19 protein-coding genes and 1 pseudogene are annotated in these 15,273 nt (G+C 42.6%); 10 read left to right on the top strand and 10 right to left on the bottom strand.

Translation table 11 applies throughout. The features are described 5' to 3' along the window. From ACWB1W_RS02255 to ACWB1W_RS02245, 3 genes are all read right to left on the bottom strand, one after another. The coding region (locus ACWB1W_RS02255; protein ID WP_479369774.1) for a hypothetical protein at positions 1–566 on the bottom strand (566 nt) is incomplete at its 3' end. Between the two features lie 10 nt (positions 567–576). Beyond that, the gene (gene lpxB / locus ACWB1W_RS02250; RefSeq protein WP_479369773.1) at positions 577–1,647 is read right to left on the bottom strand and encodes a lipid-A-disaccharide synthase; all 1,071 of its coding nucleotides are present in this window, start codon (positions 1,645–1,647) and stop codon (positions 577–579) included. After that, on the bottom strand, positions 1,644–1,955 hold the full coding sequence (locus ACWB1W_RS02245) for a hypothetical protein (RefSeq protein WP_479369772.1): 312 nt from the start codon (positions 1,953–1,955) through the stop codon (positions 1,644–1,646). The genes lpxB and ACWB1W_RS02245 overlap by 4 nt, the downstream gene beginning before the upstream one ends. A 37-nt stretch (positions 1,956–1,992) precedes the next feature. Here ACWB1W_RS02245 and hemW point away from each other — a divergent pair, with 37 nt between their 5' ends. From hemW to murA, 5 genes are read left to right on the top strand one after another with little or no spacing between them, the layout of a single operon-like run. Next, a complete protein-coding gene (gene hemW, locus ACWB1W_RS02240) occupies positions 1,993–3,105 on the top strand; it encodes a radical SAM family heme chaperone HemW (RefSeq protein ID WP_479369771.1) in 1,113 nt (370 codons plus the stop codon). Between the two features lie 11 nt (positions 3,106–3,116). Further along, positions 3,117–4,343 (top strand): glutamyl-tRNA reductase, encoded by a 1,227-nt coding sequence (gene hemA, locus ACWB1W_RS02235; protein ID WP_479369770.1) that lies wholly within the window; start codon positions 3,117–3,119, stop codon positions 4,341–4,343. Beyond that, positions 4,309–4,581 carry an Lrp/AsnC family transcriptional regulator gene (locus tag ACWB1W_RS02230; RefSeq protein WP_208002275.1) on the top strand — a complete coding sequence of 91 codons (273 nt, stop codon included), beginning with the start codon at positions 4,309–4,311 and terminating at the stop codon, positions 4,579–4,581. Before hemA ends, ACWB1W_RS02230 begins: the two co-directional genes overlap by 35 nt. Beyond that, the gene (locus tag ACWB1W_RS02225) at positions 4,560–4,754 is read left to right on the top strand and encodes a hypothetical protein (RefSeq protein ID WP_479369769.1); all 195 of its coding nucleotides are present in this window, start codon (positions 4,560–4,562) and stop codon (positions 4,752–4,754) included. Before ACWB1W_RS02230 ends, ACWB1W_RS02225 begins: the two co-directional genes overlap by 22 nt. Then, complete coding sequence (gene murA, locus ACWB1W_RS02220) at positions 4,723–6,003, top strand: UDP-N-acetylglucosamine 1-carboxyvinyltransferase (RefSeq protein ID WP_479369768.1); 1,281 nt, start codon at positions 4,723–4,725, stop codon at positions 6,001–6,003. The genes ACWB1W_RS02225 and murA overlap by 32 nt, the downstream gene beginning before the upstream one ends. Here the strand turns inward: murA and ACWB1W_RS02215 are convergent. Together ACWB1W_RS02215 and ACWB1W_RS02210 are read right to left on the bottom strand one after the other, a co-directional pair. After that, entirely contained in the window at positions 6,000–6,434 is a 435-nt protein-coding gene (locus ACWB1W_RS02215) for an Hsp20/alpha crystallin family protein (protein ID WP_479369767.1), read from the bottom strand. The two genes, murA and ACWB1W_RS02215, sit on opposite strands and share 4 nt — an antisense overlap. Positions 6,435–6,493: 59 nt before the next feature. Then, positions 6,494–6,727 carry a hypothetical protein gene (locus ACWB1W_RS02210; protein ID WP_479369766.1) on the bottom strand — a complete coding sequence of 78 codons (234 nt, stop codon included), beginning with the start codon at positions 6,725–6,727 and terminating at the stop codon, positions 6,494–6,496. Positions 6,728–6,739: 12 nt separating this feature from the next. Between ACWB1W_RS02210 and ACWB1W_RS02205 the strand changes: the two genes are divergently transcribed. After that, a complete protein-coding gene (locus tag ACWB1W_RS02205) occupies positions 6,740–7,780 on the top strand; it encodes an EAL domain-containing protein (RefSeq protein WP_479369765.1) in 1,041 nt (346 codons plus the stop codon). On the opposite strand, the gene carB is transcribed toward ACWB1W_RS02205, so the two are convergent. Next, on the bottom strand, positions 7,736–9,349 hold the full coding sequence (gene carB, locus ACWB1W_RS02200; protein WP_479369764.1) for a carbamoyl-phosphate synthase large subunit: 1,614 nt from the start codon (positions 9,347–9,349) through the stop codon (positions 7,736–7,738). The two genes, ACWB1W_RS02205 and carB, sit on opposite strands and share 45 nt — an antisense overlap. Positions 9,350–9,376: 27 nt before the next feature. On the opposite strand from carB, the gene gcvPB reads away from it, so the two are divergent. From gcvPB to ACWB1W_RS02180, 4 genes are all read left to right on the top strand, one after another. Further along, entirely contained in the window at positions 9,377–10,828 is a 1,452-nt protein-coding gene (gene gcvPB / locus ACWB1W_RS02195; RefSeq protein WP_479369763.1) for an aminomethyl-transferring glycine dehydrogenase subunit GcvPB, read from the top strand. A gap of 116 nt (positions 10,829–10,944) precedes the next feature. Further along, a complete protein-coding gene (pfdA, locus tag ACWB1W_RS02190; RefSeq protein WP_479369762.1) occupies positions 10,945–11,397 on the top strand; it encodes a prefoldin subunit alpha in 453 nt (150 codons plus the stop codon). Further along, complete coding sequence (locus ACWB1W_RS02185) at positions 11,394–12,143, top strand: hypothetical protein (RefSeq protein ID WP_479369761.1); 750 nt, start codon at positions 11,394–11,396, stop codon at positions 12,141–12,143. The genes pfdA and ACWB1W_RS02185 overlap by 4 nt, the downstream gene beginning before the upstream one ends. Further along, the gene (locus tag ACWB1W_RS02180; protein WP_479369760.1) at positions 12,115–12,414 is read left to right on the top strand and encodes a prefoldin subunit; all 300 of its coding nucleotides are present in this window, start codon (positions 12,115–12,117) and stop codon (positions 12,412–12,414) included. The genes ACWB1W_RS02185 and ACWB1W_RS02180 overlap by 29 nt, the downstream gene beginning before the upstream one ends. Here the strand turns inward: ACWB1W_RS02180 and ACWB1W_RS02175 are convergent. The 4 genes and pseudogenes from ACWB1W_RS02175 to ACWB1W_RS02160 all read right to left on the bottom strand — a co-directional run. Next, complete coding sequence (locus tag ACWB1W_RS02175) at positions 12,404–13,036, bottom strand: PP2C family protein-serine/threonine phosphatase (RefSeq protein ID WP_479369759.1); 633 nt, start codon at positions 13,034–13,036, stop codon at positions 12,404–12,406. The genes ACWB1W_RS02180 and ACWB1W_RS02175 overlap by 11 nt on opposite strands. After that, positions 13,033–13,854, bottom strand: coding sequence for a serine/threonine protein kinase (locus tag ACWB1W_RS02170; RefSeq protein WP_479369758.1), 822 nt, complete (start codon positions 13,852–13,854; stop codon positions 13,033–13,035). The genes ACWB1W_RS02175 and ACWB1W_RS02170 overlap by 4 nt, the downstream gene beginning before the upstream one ends. Beyond that, positions 13,854–15,044: a TRC40/GET3/ArsA family transport-energizing ATPase gene (locus ACWB1W_RS02165; RefSeq protein WP_479369757.1), complete on the bottom strand. Its 1,191-nt coding sequence runs from the start codon at positions 15,042–15,044 to the stop codon at positions 13,854–13,856. The genes ACWB1W_RS02170 and ACWB1W_RS02165 overlap by 1 nt, the downstream gene beginning before the upstream one ends. Before the next feature lie 26 nt (positions 15,045–15,070). Further along, positions 15,071–15,273, bottom strand: a pseudogene (locus tag ACWB1W_RS02160) (30S ribosomal protein S7); the annotation flags it as partial.

Raw genomic sequence — 15,273 nt, 5'->3', positions numbered from 1 at the left:
TTTTCGTAGGGAACTACCTTTCCGTCCTCCTCAACGAGTTTCACGTTGTCCAGCTTTTTCCAGCGCTTTGTGTCTTTTGTCTTTACGAAAACCTCCTTTATATCACCCTTAAATACGCTTCCCTTTTCAAGAAAGTATTCGGGCTCGCTGAGGAGCTGAACGAGGTGGTGGCAGGTATCAAAAAAGTAGGTGTAATCCCCTATCTTTGCGGTACATAGTTCATCTTCTCTAAGGATTAGAACGTTGCACACGGGGCACCTGGTTTCCTTAGGAGGCGTGAAATCCCTCGTCTTTTCGGGATTTTTAACGACGTAAAAAACGAGGAGGGAAAGTAAAAGAGCGGTCGTCAAGAAATTAACGGATGCAATTATCGGGAAATACTCCCTGTAGATGAGTCCCACGAGGTTTGTAAGAACGCTCAGAAAAACTATTCCCGCAGGAGCGATTACGTACCTCAGCTTATACTTCTTAAGTGCAAGGTATATTGCGAGAACTATAGCAATAGCCTCAAGGAATCTCGTCATAACTATAACTACGGCAACCTCGTAATTTTCAAACCTAATCATAAGAGATATACTAAATTATCTCCTTAAACAGTTCCCTGAGTCTTGCTATAACTCCGCTTTCCCCCAGGACGTATCTAAGCACGCTCAAATCTTCCCTTATCTTTTCCCTTTTTTCGTAAACATACTCAAACTTTCTGAATATTTCCTCTGCATCCTTCTGTATTACTTCGGGAATTACCTCCCTTTTGAGAAGTATGTTAACAAGGCTTACGAAGGGAACCTTAACCAGCCTTTTTCCTATAAGGTATGTAATGGGGTTTACCCTGTAATAAACGACGTGAGGGTTTAAGGAAAGTCCGGCCTCAAGGGAAGCGGTTCCTGAGGCTATTACCGAAGCTTCCGAGTGGTGGAAACAGTCGTAAGAAGCTCCTTCATAGGTGAGGGTCTTTACCCCTAGTTCCCTTCTTATGAACCTTTCATACTCGGGAAAAGTAGGGGATACAGGCTCAAACTCCCTTTTTAAATTGTCAATTTTATCCTTAAAGAGCTTTACATGCCTCTTTATCTCCGTTTCCCTGCTTCCCAAAAGAAGGGGTAGTGGCTTCCTCCTGAACTTACTTAAGAACCTTTCCCTATCACTTCTCGGCTTTACCATATCAACGAGGGGATGTCCGACGTAGTGAACCCTTAAGTTTTTAAACTTTCTGTAAATACCCTTTTCAAAGGGCAGTATTACGATTAGGTGGTCTGCAAACTCTCCTATTATCTGAGCCCTTTTAGGTTTCCAAGCCCAAACTTGGGGAGAAATGAAGTAGATAACTTTTTTAACGCCTATCTTCCTTGCATCCTTCAGGAGTTTTAGGTTTAGAGCAGGTGCATCGCAAAGAATTAAGGTATCAACCTTTTGAACACTTTTAAGAATCTTCCCGTATAGTTTTAAGAACTTAGGAATCTTCGTTAAGGCTTCCGTTATGCCTACGGCGGATATCTCCTCATACCTTCCGATACTTTTTATACCTATTTGTTCAAGTCTTGAATCTGTAAGACCTAGTATCTCGTATTCCTCAAATCCTTCTTTAAATATCTCGTAAACGTAGTTTGATGCGGAACGGTCCGCGAGGGATATAAATACCCTCTTCACTTTTTAGATAGTTCGTCTATCCTTGCGGTAATCATGTCGATGATTTCTTCAAATATACCTTTTATCTCTTCCGCCATAGCTACGAGCTTCTCGTTCCCGTTCTTATACGCCTTATCTATATAAGGCTTTACGCTGGTTTCGTAATACTCCTTATACTCAAAAAGGTCATACTTCAGTTCGTCCTCTTCAAGCTCATCAACTATAGCCTCGTACTCCATCTTCCTTATCCTTGCGGATGTAAGGAGATTCTTAAGTTCCATCTCAAGGTTTCCTTTATCCTTTCCTGCGTTTCTCGGGTCAGCTGGCATAGTGAAGTTTAATATAACCTAACTAAATTAAAATCCGATGATTAGAGGCATTTACATACACATACCTTTCTGCACGTATAAGTGTCCTTACTGCGACTTCATGTCCGTTGTAAACTCCGATATAAGCCACGAAGAGTATATAAGAGCCCTGAAGAGAGAGATAAACCTATATAAAGGTATAGAAGGGGAAGTTAAGACCCTTTACTTCGGAGGGGGAACCCCATCACTTCTTGAGCCTAAACACATTGAAGAGGTAATGGAGGAAATTTATAAAAGCTTCACCTTTAAACCTTCCGAAATAACTATAGAGTGTAATCCGGAAACCTTTGAAAAAGAGAAGTTCAAGAAGTTTAAAGAGCTCGGGATTAACAGGATAAGCCTCGGGGTTCAGAGCTTTACCGAGAAGGGCTTAAAGGCTCTCGGAAGAAAGCACAGCCTAAAAGACGTATATACCTTCCTTGAGGGAATTTTTGAGCTCGGTTATGAGAACGTAAACGTTGACATTATATGGGGCTATCCCTCACAAACACCCAAAGATATAGAGGAGGAGCTTAAAGGGCTCGGGAGGTTTCCCGTAAAACACATTTCCGCATACCTCCTTACCCTGTATGAGGACACGCCCATGGGCATACTGTTTAAAAAAGGGGAGCTTTCACCCCCGGATGAAGAAAGTATTGTAAAAATGCACAATATTCTTTCCGAGGGATTAAAAGCTCTCGGGTTCGAAAGATACGAGGTATCAAACTGGGCAAGGAGAGGATACGAGTGCAGGCATAACCTTCTTTACTGGGAGCTTGAGGAGTTTCTGGGTTTCGGTGTATCCGCGTGGGGATTTTACGAAAAGAAGAGATACGGCAACACGAGAAACTTATACAGATACCTGAAGCTCTTAGGAAAGGGCAAAAAGCCCGTTGAGTATAACCTTCCCCTTGACGATAAAGAGCTAATAAAAGAAAGAATTATCCTTAACCTGAGGTTGAGAAAGGGAGTAAGAAAAGAGCTACTCCCCGAGTTTCCCGAATACCTGCGAGAGTTTCTTGAAGAAAAAGAGGGTAGGGTGAGGATAAGGGAGGAGCACATACTCCTTTCCAACGAGATAACTTCGGAGATATTAAGGTTTTATGACATAAGTCTTAAAAAAATGGAATAATTTAAAACCTGATGGGCGAAATATTCGTGGTGGGGGTGAACTTTAAAGTAGCCCCCGTAGAGGTAAGGGAAAAGCTGGCTTGTAACCTTGAGGAAACGAAAAGCATACTCCCGACCTTGAAGAGAGAAATTCCGTTAGAGGAAGTTATGCTTCTATCAACTTGTAACAGAGTTGAGGTTTACGCTTACAACATAGTTGACGTATCCGATAAAGTGGTAGAAAAGCTCCTTTCCCTAAAAGGACTTCCCCAATCTTTCAAGAAACATTTTTTCGTTAAGAAGGGAGATGAAGCGGTATTTCACATATTTAAGGTGGCTTCAAGTCTTGACTCTATGGTAATAGGCGAGCCACAGATAGTAGCTCAGTTTAAGGAGGCGTACGGGGTTGCAAAGGAGCTTGATACAGTAGGTAAAATCCTGAACAGGGTTTACGAGAGGGCTCTAAGAGCATCAAAGAGAGTGAGAACAGAAACGGGAATTAGCAGAAGTGCGGTTTCCGTATCCTACGCAGCGGTTGAGCTCGCAAGGAAGATTTTCGGGGAGCTTAGGGAGGCTAACGTCCTACTGATAGGGGCGGGAGAGATGGGGGAGCTTGCCGCAAACTACCTGAAGAGGTTCGGGACAAACCTACACATAACGAACAGAACATACGAAAAAGCCCTAAAACTCGCAAGAACACTTGGAGGAAACGCACTAAGGTTTGAGAAACTAAGGGAATACCTCCACCTTATGGACATAGTTATCGTCTCAACGGGTGCAAAAAGCTACATACTTACGAAGAAAGAGTTTGAAGAATCAATAAGGAGGAGAAATTACGAGCCCCAGTTTGTTATAGATATATCCGTTCCGAGGAACGTTGAGCCTTCCGTTTCGGAGATAGAGAGTGTATTCCTTTACGATATTGACGACCTTAAACAGGTTGTTGAAGAAAACCTAAAGGAGAGAATGAAGGAAGCCCAAAGGGGAGAGATAATACTGTGGGATGAGGTGAAGAAGTTCAGGAACTGGTATGAGAGCCTGAAGGTGGAACCCTACATTCTTAAGCTGAAACAAAGTATTGACGGATTGAAGAGTAATCCATACCTTAGAAAATTAATACACAGGGCTATAAGGGAAATGAAGAGAAACCCGGAAAGTGCGGATATAATCTTAAGAATATTTACCGAGGAGGTAGAAAATGAACCCCGAAGAAAAGAATTATCCAATGTCCATAACGGAGTTAATGGAGTTGGAATCTGAATACGCTATAAGGGCATACATTTTGATAAAGGCGGACCCGAGGGAGATACCTTCAATAATGCTTGCACTCTCAACTTTTGAAGGTGTAAAAACCGCGGACGTTGTCACTGGACCCTACGACATAATAGTTTTTGTAGAGGTTCCCAATCAAGACGAACTCGGAAGACTTGTGATAAATAAAATTCACTCCCTTGAAGGAGTCAAGGAAGCTATAACATGTGTAGTGGTGAGAATATAACCTATCCCTGTGTAGAGGAAAAGGAGGACAAGATAATAGTTGTTTACTCGGATAAGGAGATAGTTTACGAAGAGAACGACGAAGGAGTTATTCTTTACTACTCAAAGGATTACGATATCGTTAAGATAGTTATTCCTAAAGATGACGAGCACTACCTTATATACTTACAGTGATTACTTTGTGGTTGAGGGAGGTGTCCCCCTAAGGGGGGAAATTGAGGTTTCGGGTGCTAAAAATGCCTCCCTTCCCATTCTTTTCTCAACCATACTAACGGAAGAAGAGTGCTTAATAACAAACGTTCCCGACCTACTTGATGTAAGAAACACGATTAAGCTACTGAAAAATCTCGGTGCAGAGGTTGAACAGGTAGGGAAAAGGGTATTCGTGAAACCTACCGTAAGCTCTTTTACAACAGGACAAGAGATAGTAAGACTGATGAGGGCTTCCATACTCTCCCTCGGACCACTGCTCGGAAGGTTCGGAAAGGCGGTTGTGGGACTCCCGGGGGGATGTTCCATAGGAGCCAGACCCGTTGACCAGCATATAAAGTTTTTTAAATCCGCAGGTGCCAAAGTAGAGATAAGAAACGGATACATTTACGCAAGTATTGATAAGAAAAGGGGTGTTCACTTCTCTTTTGAACTCGTAACGGTCACGGGAACAGAGAACGCACTCCTTTATCTGGCGAGCGTTCCCGAAGAGAGTATCCTTGAGAATATAGCCCTTGAACCGGAGGTTATGGACCTAATAGAAGTTTTAAGAAAGATGGGGGCAAAAATAGAAGTAAGGGGGAGAACCGCAAGGATTAAGGGAACGGAAAACCCGAAGGGCTTCATTCACTCCGTAATACCCGACCGTATTGAAGCAGGCACCTTTATGGTAGGTGCGGTGTTGTCTGATGGTGAAGTTCTCTTAAAAGGGGCAAATCCAGGCCACCTTGAAAGTGTTATAAAGAAACTTGAAGAGATAGGGGGAAGGGTGGTGAAAAGCGAAAACGGAATAAAAGTCTTCAGAAGGGAAGGAAGGCTAAAACCCGTTTACATAGAAACGGAGGTTTATCCGGGATTTCCTACGGATATGCAAGCCCAGTTTATGGCGCTTCTCTCATTGGCTGATGGGAGGTCGGTAATAAAGGAAAAAATTTTTGAAAATAGATTTCATCACGCCCAGGAACTGAACAGACTCGGGGCATGTATAACTATAAGGGGAAACACCGCTTACGTGAACGGAGTTAAGGAACTTTACGGGGCTGAGGTTTGCTCAACAGATTTAAGAGCTTCGGCTTCCCTCGTTCTTGCCGGACTCGTAGCAAAGGGGAAAACACTTATAAGGAACATATACCATCTTGACAGGGGTTATGAAAAGCTTGAGGAAAAGTTAAAAAAACTCGGGGCAAGGATAGAAAGAGTAAGGGAGGATTAAGCGAGCTTTATCTTCTTTTCCTTTTCTACGTGAACTTTCGGTATTCTTATCTCAAGAACGCCGTCTTTGTATTCGGCTTTTGCACCTTCGGGGTCTACTTCAACGGGTAAGGGAATTACCCTTTCTATTACTCCGTAGAACCTCTCGGTTCTGTAAACGTTTTCCGTTTTTTCTTCCTGCTCTTCTTTTCTTTCAGCCCTTATAGCAACCATGTTTTCCTTAACGGTTATCTCTATGTCCTCTTTCTTCACACCGGGGAGGTCTGCCTTTATGACGACTTCCTTGTCCGTCTCGTAAACCTCAACGGGAGGAACTAAAGCTTGAGGTTGTCCTTCCCTTCCGGGAAGGAACTCTTCAAGTATCCTATCAAAGTCCCTCTTTATCCTTTCCAGTTCTTCAAAAGGTCTCCAAACTATCATTTTCCTGTCCATCTTTCCCACCTCCTTATTAGGTTTTCTGATAAATAAATTTAGTATGCTTTTATCAAGTGTCAAGGTTTTATAAAAGTCCTGTAAAAAACCCAGAGTAGTCTGCCAACAACGTGGGAAATCGTAAATACGAAGCCTCCCTCTGCACCGAAGAGTTGAAGGACGAAGAAAAGTATCAACCCTAGAATACCGAACCTAAGAGGGAAAGAATAAAGGGGATTTTTCCTCCTCCTTATCTCTTCCGCGTATAGAATGCCTGTAAATAGTCCTATAATAGTTAAGGCTAAGTAATCCACGGCGATAATAGTATGGCAGAAAAACTTTTTGTTTTTGAAGAAGAAAAATATCTTGAGGAATTTACCGCCCTACTTGATGAGCTCGGTATAAAGTGGGAAAGGGTGGGAAACGTCGTTAAGGTAAATAGAATAAAGGACGAGGAGCTTTTATACATATTTTCGGAGCTAAGTGAGGAAGCCTTAAAGTCCCTTCGTTTTTACGAAGGAAACGTTGATATGGCTTCTTGTGAATCCCTCCTGAAGGCGGTTGTTAAGGCAAAAACCCCCGATGTTCTGATAGATAAACTCATTTACAACGAAATTGGTAAGATTTTCATAGATACAAAGATAGTTTTTCACCCTATTGTTGACGTAAAAAAGAAAGAAGTGGCAGCTTTTGAAGCCCTTTGCAGACCCCCTATAAGGATTGTTGACCTCATAAACGTGGGAAAGAGCACCTCCGAGTTTTCCGAAAACTTCTGCAGGTATGAAGCATTAAAAAGAGCAAGGGAGTTTCTCGGAAACAGGCTTTTATTTCTGAACTTCCATCCCCGTTTTCTAAAGGACCCTTTAAAAACCTTCGGGGACTTTTTAACAACCGTTTATATGCACGAGATTAACCCTTCTCAGATAGTGGTTGAGCTTACAGAGTATGAAGAACTTGATATAACAGCTGTAAAGAGCCTTATATCATTCTTGAAATCCGAAGGGGTAAAGGTCGCCCTTGACGATGTAGGTTCCGGATACTCGGGACTTTTTTACCTCTCCGAACTCAGCCCCGACCTAATCAAGATAGATATGGAGCTTATAAGGAATATACACAAGCATAACTTAAAGAAGATAATAGTTAACTACCTTATAAGGATAGCCCATGAGAGTAATATAAAGGTTGTATCGGAGGGCGTTGAAAGACCTGAAGAGCTTGAGACCCTTCTTTATATGGGAACAGACTATGTTCAGGGTTTTATATTCACTAAACCGATAGAGAAACCGAATGTGGAAAAGATAAATGAGATGGTGAGAAAAATTTTAAACGCTGTGAATGGCCTGAAGGGGTCTGACCGAGAGACTTAACCCACTTTCTTTTAGTCTTCTGTAGCTCTTTATCGCTTCAAGTACTGCGTATCCAGCCCTTACTGTTGTATAGTAAGGAACGTTAAACTGGACCGCGGCTCTCCTTATGTAATAGGCATCACTTTTTTCCCTTTTACCCGAAGGTGTGTTTATTATGAGATGAATATCCCCGTTTATAATCATATCTACGACGTTCGGTCTTCCTTCCGAAACTTTCAAAACCTTTATAGCGGGTATCCCCTTTTCCGTAAGGAGTCTATAAGTGCCCGAGGTTGCAAAGATATTAAAGCCGAGTTCGTGAAAGCCCGTTGCGAGGCCAACAATCTTGGGCTTATCCCTGTCCGCAACGCTTATAAAGACGTTTCCCTTTTCCGGCAGTCTGTATCCTGCGGAAAGCTGAGCTTTGTAGTAAGCAAGTCCGAAATCCTCGTCAATTCCCATAACCTCTCCCGTTGACTTCATCTCGGGACCCAGAACGGGGTCAACCTCGGGAAAACGCTTCCAGGGAAACACAACTTCCTTCACAGTGAAAATTTTCTTATCCTTAGGAAGAAAGTCGGAAGCTGTATGAGTTTCTCCCTTTTCTACCCTTTCGAAAACCTCCGGAAGGATATCCCTTAACTTCTTTCCGAGTAATACCTTCGTAGCTATCTTCGCGAGGGGATATCCCACACTTTTGCTAACAAAGGGAACTGTTCTTGAAGCCCTCGGATTTACCTCAAGAACGTATATATCGCCGTTGTAAACTGCGAACTGGACGTTTATGAGACCCTTTACCTCAAGGGCTAAAGCGAGCTTCCTCGTTTGGTCTTTAACCTCTTCAACAACTTCATCACTCAATGTATAGGGAGGTATTGAGGTTGCACTATCTCCCGAGTGGACACCTGCTTGCTCTATGTGTTCCATAACGGCACCTATTAAAACATCCCGGGAGTCAGAAACCGCGTCAACGTCAAGCTCTACACTATCCTCAAGAAACTTGTCTATAAGAACCGGTCTCTCGTAACTTACGCTTACCGCCTCCTCAAGGTATTCTTTGAGTTCCTCTTCGTCGTAGACAATTCTCATAGCCCTTCCGCCGAGAACGTAAGAGGGTCTAACAAGAACGGGGTATCCTATGGAAGAGGCTATTCTTAAAGCCTCCTCTTTAGTTTTTGCTGTCCCGCTTTGGGGCTGCTTTAGTCCGAGTTCTATTATTAGTTTCCTGAACTGCTCCCTATCCTCCGCCTTGTCTATATTTTCGGGCTGGGTTCCGAGTATGTTTACGTTTTGCTTTTTTAATGGAATTGAAAGCTTTAAAGGAGTCTGTCCGCCGAACTGGAGTATAACACCCTCCGGTTTTTCCCGCTCTATTATGTCCATAACGTGCTCAAATACAACAGGTTCAAAGAAAAGCTTATCAGCCGTATCGTAGTCCGTTGATACCGTTTCGGGGTTGCAGTTAACCATTATTGCCTTGTATCCTTCTTCCTGGAGGGAAAAAACCGCGTGAACACATGCGTAATCAAACTCAATCCCCTGGCCTATGCGGTTAGGACCACTTCCTAGAATTACCACCTTTTTAGACATATCCTAAAAATTTTAAACTAATCTCTTATGAAGTTAATTTTTGAGAGCTCAAAGCCCGGAAGGAAAGGGTATAAGCTCCCAGAACTTGACGTTGAGAGACTAAATCCCGAGGAAGTTATTCCGAAGGAGTATTTAAGGAGGGAGCTTAACTTTCCGGAAGTCTCAGAACTTGAAGCAGTAAGACACTATACAAAACTCTCCCAGCTTAACTACGCGGTTGACACAACGATGGTTCCTTTAGGCTCATGCACTATGAAGTACAACCCCAAGATAAACGAAGAACTCGTAAACAGAAAGGAGTTTCTCGGTCTTCATCCTTTTACCCCGGAGGAGTTTATACAACCTGTTCTTAAGCTTGTTTACCAACTTAAGGAGCTCCTGAAGGAGCTCGGCGGCTTTGCAGAGGTTTCTCTCCAACCTGCAGCAGGTGCTCACGGAGAGCTTCTCGGTCTTCTTCTGATAAGGGCTTATCACGACGATAAGGGGAATAAAGAGAAGAACGTCGTTCTCATTCCTGATTCAGCCCACGGGACGAATCCAGCAACCGCAGCAATATGCGGGTTTGATATAAGAGTGGTAAAGAGCGATAAAAACGGAGAGCTTGATTTTGAGGATTTTATGAAGAAGCTTGATGAAAGAGTTGCAGCACTTATGATAACGAATCCGAACACCTTAGGTATTTTTGAAAGAAAAATAAGGGAAATAGCCCGTGAGCTTCACAAAAAGGATGCACTCCTTTATATGGACGGAGCAAACTTTAACGCCCTCGTGGGTAAGTTCAAGCCGGGAGAGTGGGGCGTAGATGTTATGCATTTCAACCTTCATAAAACCTTTTCCACACCCCACGGAGGAGGCGGACCGGGTGCGGGACCAGTAGGTGTTTCCGAGAAGCTGAAACCCTACCTTCCCGTTCCCCAGATAGATTATGATGGAAAGAGATATTTCCTTAACTGGGACATCCCCAAAAGTATAGGAAAGATTCTCGGCTTTTGGGGGCATTTTACAGTTTGGATGAAAGCCCTCGCATACATACTCACTTACGGAAAAGATATAAGTAAAGTTTCGGACTTTGCTGTTTTAAATGCAAGATACTTAAAACACCTCCTTAAAGGACTCTTTAAAGACCCATATCCCTCTTCTCCCTGTATGCATGAGTTCGTTCTATCCGCTTCTAATCTGCTTAAGTATAACGTGAAGGCCGGAGATATTGCAAAAAGACTTCTTGATTACGGATTTTACGCTCCCACTATGTATTTTCCGTTAATAGTTAAGGAAGCACTTATGATAGAACCTACGGAGACCGAAAGCCCCGAAACACTTCTTGAGTTTGCAAAAGCACTCGCAAACATAGTAAAAGAGGTAAGAGAAAAACCCGAGGTGGTAAGAACTGCACCGCACCGAACACCCGTAAAACGCATAAAAGAAGCGGAAGCTAACAGGAAACTGATACTCAATTACAGAGATTTTCTCTCTTTCTAAATTTTTTTGTCAGATATATTGAGTATATAGCACTCATATTTTATGATATAAATTATTGAAAATATTATTATAGTAATTATATTAAAAATTAAAACTTATTGAGGAGGTGGAGAAGGATGGCGGAAGAAAAAAAGAATGCTCAAGAAAAGGCTGAAAAGAGAATGGAGGAGCTAAATAAGCAGCTGAGGGGTTATATGGCTACGATTGAGGCTCTCAGAGCGGAAATAGCTGTTATTAACCAGTCCATATCCGACTACAGAACCGCTGAGGTAACCTTAAGGTCTCTTAAGGAACTCGGAAAAGGGAAGGAAATACTCCTTCCTGTAGGAGCAACCGCACAGGTAAAGGCAAAAAGTGAAGGTGTTGACGAAGTGATAATGAGCCTCGGAACGGGTATATCAGCCGTTATGAGCTACGATGAGGCTATTGATAAGATAAGGAAAGAGATAGGTGCCCTTGAAGCATTAAGGAGAACCCTTGAAGAAGCTATAGCGGACCTCTATACGAAGATAGAAGAACTTCTTGAGGAAGTAAGAGCGGTAGGAAAAGAAGAGGCAAAGGTTCAATGAGCTCCTTGGTTTTCTGGTCTCCCTTACTTCCTTCTTTTGATTTTCTAAAGGATAAGCCTCATGGGCTTTATCTAAGGGGTTCGCAAATAAAGAAATTTCTAAAAACCGCTCTCATTTTTTATTCCCTGAAGAAGAACCAAAAGCTAAGGAATGAGGTAAGACACTACATACTTACCCATAAGAAGGTCCCTCTTACAAGGTTCCTTAGCTTCATACAAAAAAAAGCTCTTTTCGATAAGGAGGAAATTCTGGGAGATATACACGTTCCCGAAAAGATAAACCTTGATGAAAAAAGTTTTAAGAAGGTTAAGCTGTTTATTTACGACCTAAAACGGGACCAAGAGAATTTTTTCGGAGAAGCGTATATCTACGAAGGTGTAGTTAAACTCTCTCTTGAAACAAAGCATTATGAAAAAATAAAAACGGCTTCTCACTCTTACGTTGAGGCTTTAATCCATGCGGAGCACACACTAACCCGGGGAAAAGGAAGAATAGAAGATTTCTACCTTGAGCTTTCCTCATCGGTAAAGAGTTGGGAAGTTCCTCTCAGGTTGGGTGTCTGGAGTCCCAATCCCGTAAGTTCCAGGCTCTTCTGGTTCTGGGCGGACAAGGAGGTAAGGGATAGAGTAAGGAAGCTATACGGAATTGAGTTGAGACCTCATAAGCTTTTTTATGTTCCTTCTGAGAATAAAACCTTAGGTTGGTCGGAGGTGAAAGATGTTAGAAGTCTTCAAGAGGCTCTCTGAACTTTTAAAAACAGCCCTTCAGGAAAGGAGCAGAAACGAGGAGGGCTTCATAAGAGAAGAAAAGGTAAAGGAGGCACTCGAACTGCTTGAAATCCTTGAAAGAGATATTATGGAAAAGGAGTTAAGGCTCGCTAAGGAAGTTTTAAAGGAGCTTGACTCCAACAGAAAGTTTTACTACCTAATTGGTAAGTTATACGTGGAAGTATCAAAGGAGGAAGCAGAAAAACTTATGGAAAGGGAGCTTGAACTCTTTGAAAAGTCTAAGTCTTAACTATTATAAAGGTAAGCTCCCCTCTCTTTGCCCTTTTTCTGAAAAGCTCTTTTAACGTTTCCTTGCTACCTTCAAGGTCCTTGTGTGTGAGTATCTCTCTCAGCTCCCTTTCGGATATTACGTTTAAGAAACCGTCCGATATAAGGAGGAAGGTATCCCCCCTTTCTAATTCACCCGTGAGGGTTTGAACTTCGGGGTTCCACTCAAGACCGAGAACCCTTACAATTTTCTTGTTTCCCCTGTATTTAACGTGGTCCTCTGTGAGGAGTTCAAATCTTCCCTTTCTAAGCCTGTAAATTCTTGAGTCTCCTATATGTCCTATGAAGAACCTGTCTCCGTTAAGGGAAAGAAGGCTTAGCGTTGTTCCCGAAATTACGCTGTCACCCAGCTTTCCTATTTCCTTAATAATTTCTTTATTTATCTTTTTAAAGGTTTCTTTTATGTAGTCCTCGGAAAGGAAGGGCTCAAACTCCTTGAGTAGAGAAACCGCCTTTTCTGCGGAAAGGACTGCTCCCTTTCCTATGCCCATCCCGTCAGCTATTGCGAAGGTCTTTCCCGTCGCCAGGTATCGGTCCGCAAAGTTTTCCCTGTCGTAGTAAACGCACCCCGTAACCCATTTCACACCAGCCCCTCCGCCACAAGGTATTCCTTTAACTCCTTGGCGGTTCTGAAGCGCTTTCTGTAATCGGGTTCAAGCATCTTCCTTAAGAGATTTTTCATTTTATCTGATAAATGTTCGGGAATATCAACAATTCCCCTTTTATTCTTTTCCTTTACCTCTTTTACCGTTTCTCCTTTAAAGGGTGCCTCACCGGTAAGCATGTAGTAAGTGAGACATCCCAAAGCGTATATATCACTGCTTCTGTGAATCTCCCCCCTGAAAACCTCCGGTGCTATAAAACCCAGGGCTCCCTTAACGTCTATAACCGATGCGTCACCCCTTATTTTTATAAGCCCGAAGTCCCCTAACTTCCATATTACTGTGTTGAAAACCCTCTTACCTATTACGTTTTCAGGTCTCACATCGCTGTGTATGTATCCCCTTGAGTGTAGATACTCAAGAGCGTTAACAACGTGTTTAAGAACCTTCAGGGTTTCCTCTTCGGATAGTTTTCCCTCGCTTTCTACATAGTCCTTAAGAGTCCCGAAGTCCATGTATTCGTATATGAGGTAAAGCTCCTTTTTATCCTTCTTGTAAAGGTAACTCTGTAGAGAAATTATGTTAGGGTGATGAAAGAGAATTAATGTCTGAGCTTCCTTCCAGAGGTAGGTTATAGCGTAAGGGTTATTTGCAACCTTCAGGGCGAATATCTTCCCTTTATACCTTCCCCTTAGTGCCCTTACCTTATAAACCTTTCCGAAATTACCCTCTCCTATTTCCTCAAGAACCTCGTAATAACCGAGAATTACGTCCCCTTTTTTGAATCCGTCCTTTTCCATTACTTCATAAATATAAGAATCTCGTCTTTTTCCACTTTAGCCCTTTCCGGCTCAAGATTTCTTAGTTTTCTCGGGAGCATTATGTGGCTCTTGAAGTTTCCAACTCTTACAACGATTTCGTCTTCTCCCTTCACAAGAGAAACGCTCTCCTTCCTAACGCCGGGCGCTTTAATCCTTATTACGTATTCACCGTCTCTTTGTTCAATCTTATAAGGAATTTCTTTATGGAACACCCTGTCGGGTGGCTCTTCTCCGTAAACTATATCTGCGAGTTTCTCAAGTTTCTCAAGACCGACAACCTCTTCCTCAAGGAGGGGAACCTTAAACACGGGAACAGGAGAGAAGTAAGACTCTATCTCGTGTATGTATTTCTTTTGAATATCAAGCCACTTCTTAAAATACTTACAGTTTTCACTTTCTATAACTTCCTGAGGGATAATCTTGTTAACTATTACCGCATCAACGTTTACACCAAAAAGTAGAAAGTAGAGAAAAGCCCTCTGGCTTTCTTTCAGAACCATCTTCTCAGGGTTTGAAACAATTCTTATTGAGGTTATTTCGGGATTTACGAGTATCTCGTCAACACCTTTAAGCTTTTCATAGAAGGTCTCAAGAGCTTTAAAATATTCATCGTCAGGCAGGGGAACGTCAGTCATCCTCCCAACGGTTGGCCTTGCTACCTTCATTATCAACCTTTCGGTCTTAAATATCTTCTTCATATACCACTTCATAACGGTTGGCATTGAGACGAAACGTATACTTTCTCCCGTAGGAGGAAGGTCAAGGATTAGGACGTCGTGATTCCCCTCTCTGTAATACTTATTTACGTAAAGGAGACTCGTTATCTCTTCCATTCCGGGTAGTATGGCGAGCTCGTCCGCGATTATCTCGTGGAGACCCGTCGTGTTAAAAAGGAGCTCTATGAACCTGTAAACCTCTCCCCAGTATCTCTCTATTTCCTCCTGTATGTCTATCTCTTGAATCTCAAGGTTCTCCGTAACCTTTATGGGAAGACCTTTTGCCTTTCTTCTTTCCTCCTCGGGAATATCAAAGGAGTCCGCAAGGGAGTGTGCAGGGTCAAGGGATACAACGATAACCTTCTTTCCGAGCTTTGAGAGTTTATAACCGGTAGCTGCGGAAATAGTTGTTTTACCTACACCACCCTTTCCTGAGAATAAGATTATTCGCATAAAAATATTTTAAAGGGAAAGAAGACCTACCATCTGAAGTGGGAAAAGACCATGTTGGCCTGTGCCATCCTGTGGGTCTCCTCCTTCTTCCTATACGCTCCACCCTTCTCATTCAACGCATCCAATAACTCCGCCTTCAACCTCTCTATCATCGTATACTGCCCCCTTCCCCTAGGCCTCTCCCTCGCCGCCTCAACCAGCCACTTTATCGCTAAACTTATCTGCCTCC

It is taken from the genome of Aquifex sp., assembly GCF_056494385.1.
This window is presented reverse-complemented; position numbering and strand designations above follow the sequence as displayed.

Bases quoted from the DNA above. Each gene is read 5' to 3' on its own strand.
- ACWB1W_RS02245 (WP_479369772.1), bottom strand. From the start codon at position 1,955: ATGCCAGCTGACCCGAGAAACGCAGGAAAGGATAAAGGAAACCTTGAG.
- hemW (WP_479369771.1), top strand. From the start codon at position 1,993: ATGATTAGAGGCATTTACATACACATACCTTTCTGCACGTATAAGTGT.
- hemA (WP_479369770.1), top strand. From the start codon at position 3,117: ATGGGCGAAATATTCGTGGTGGGGGTGAACTTTAAAGTAGCCCCCGTA.
- ACWB1W_RS02230 (WP_208002275.1), top strand. From the start codon at position 4,309: ATGTCCATAACGGAGTTAATGGAGTTGGAATCTGAATACGCTATAAGG.
- ACWB1W_RS02225 (WP_479369769.1), top strand. From the start codon at position 4,560: ATGTGTAGTGGTGAGAATATAACCTATCCCTGTGTAGAGGAAAAGGAG.
- murA (WP_479369768.1), top strand. From the start codon at position 4,723: ATGACGAGCACTACCTTATATACTTACAGTGATTACTTTGTGGTTGAG.
- ACWB1W_RS02215 (WP_479369767.1), bottom strand. From the start codon at position 6,434: ATGGACAGGAAAATGATAGTTTGGAGACCTTTTGAAGAACTGGAAAGG.
- ACWB1W_RS02205 (WP_479369765.1), top strand. From the start codon at position 6,740: ATGGCAGAAAAACTTTTTGTTTTTGAAGAAGAAAAATATCTTGAGGAA.
- carB (WP_479369764.1), bottom strand. From the start codon at position 9,349: ATGTCTAAAAAGGTGGTAATTCTAGGAAGTGGTCCTAACCGCATAGGC.
- gcvPB (WP_479369763.1), top strand. From the start codon at position 9,377: ATGAAGTTAATTTTTGAGAGCTCAAAGCCCGGAAGGAAAGGGTATAAG.
- pfdA (WP_479369762.1), top strand. From the start codon at position 10,945: ATGGCGGAAGAAAAAAAGAATGCTCAAGAAAAGGCTGAAAAGAGAATG.
- ACWB1W_RS02185 (WP_479369761.1), top strand. From the start codon at position 11,394: ATGAGCTCCTTGGTTTTCTGGTCTCCCTTACTTCCTTCTTTTGATTTT.
- ACWB1W_RS02180 (WP_479369760.1), top strand. From the start codon at position 12,115: ATGTTAGAAGTCTTCAAGAGGCTCTCTGAACTTTTAAAAACAGCCCTT.
- ACWB1W_RS02170 (WP_479369758.1), bottom strand. From the start codon at position 13,854: ATGGAAAAGGACGGATTCAAAAAAGGGGACGTAATTCTCGGTTATTAC.
- ACWB1W_RS02165 (WP_479369757.1), bottom strand. From the start codon at position 15,044: ATGCGAATAATCTTATTCTCAGGAAAGGGTGGTGTAGGTAAAACAACT.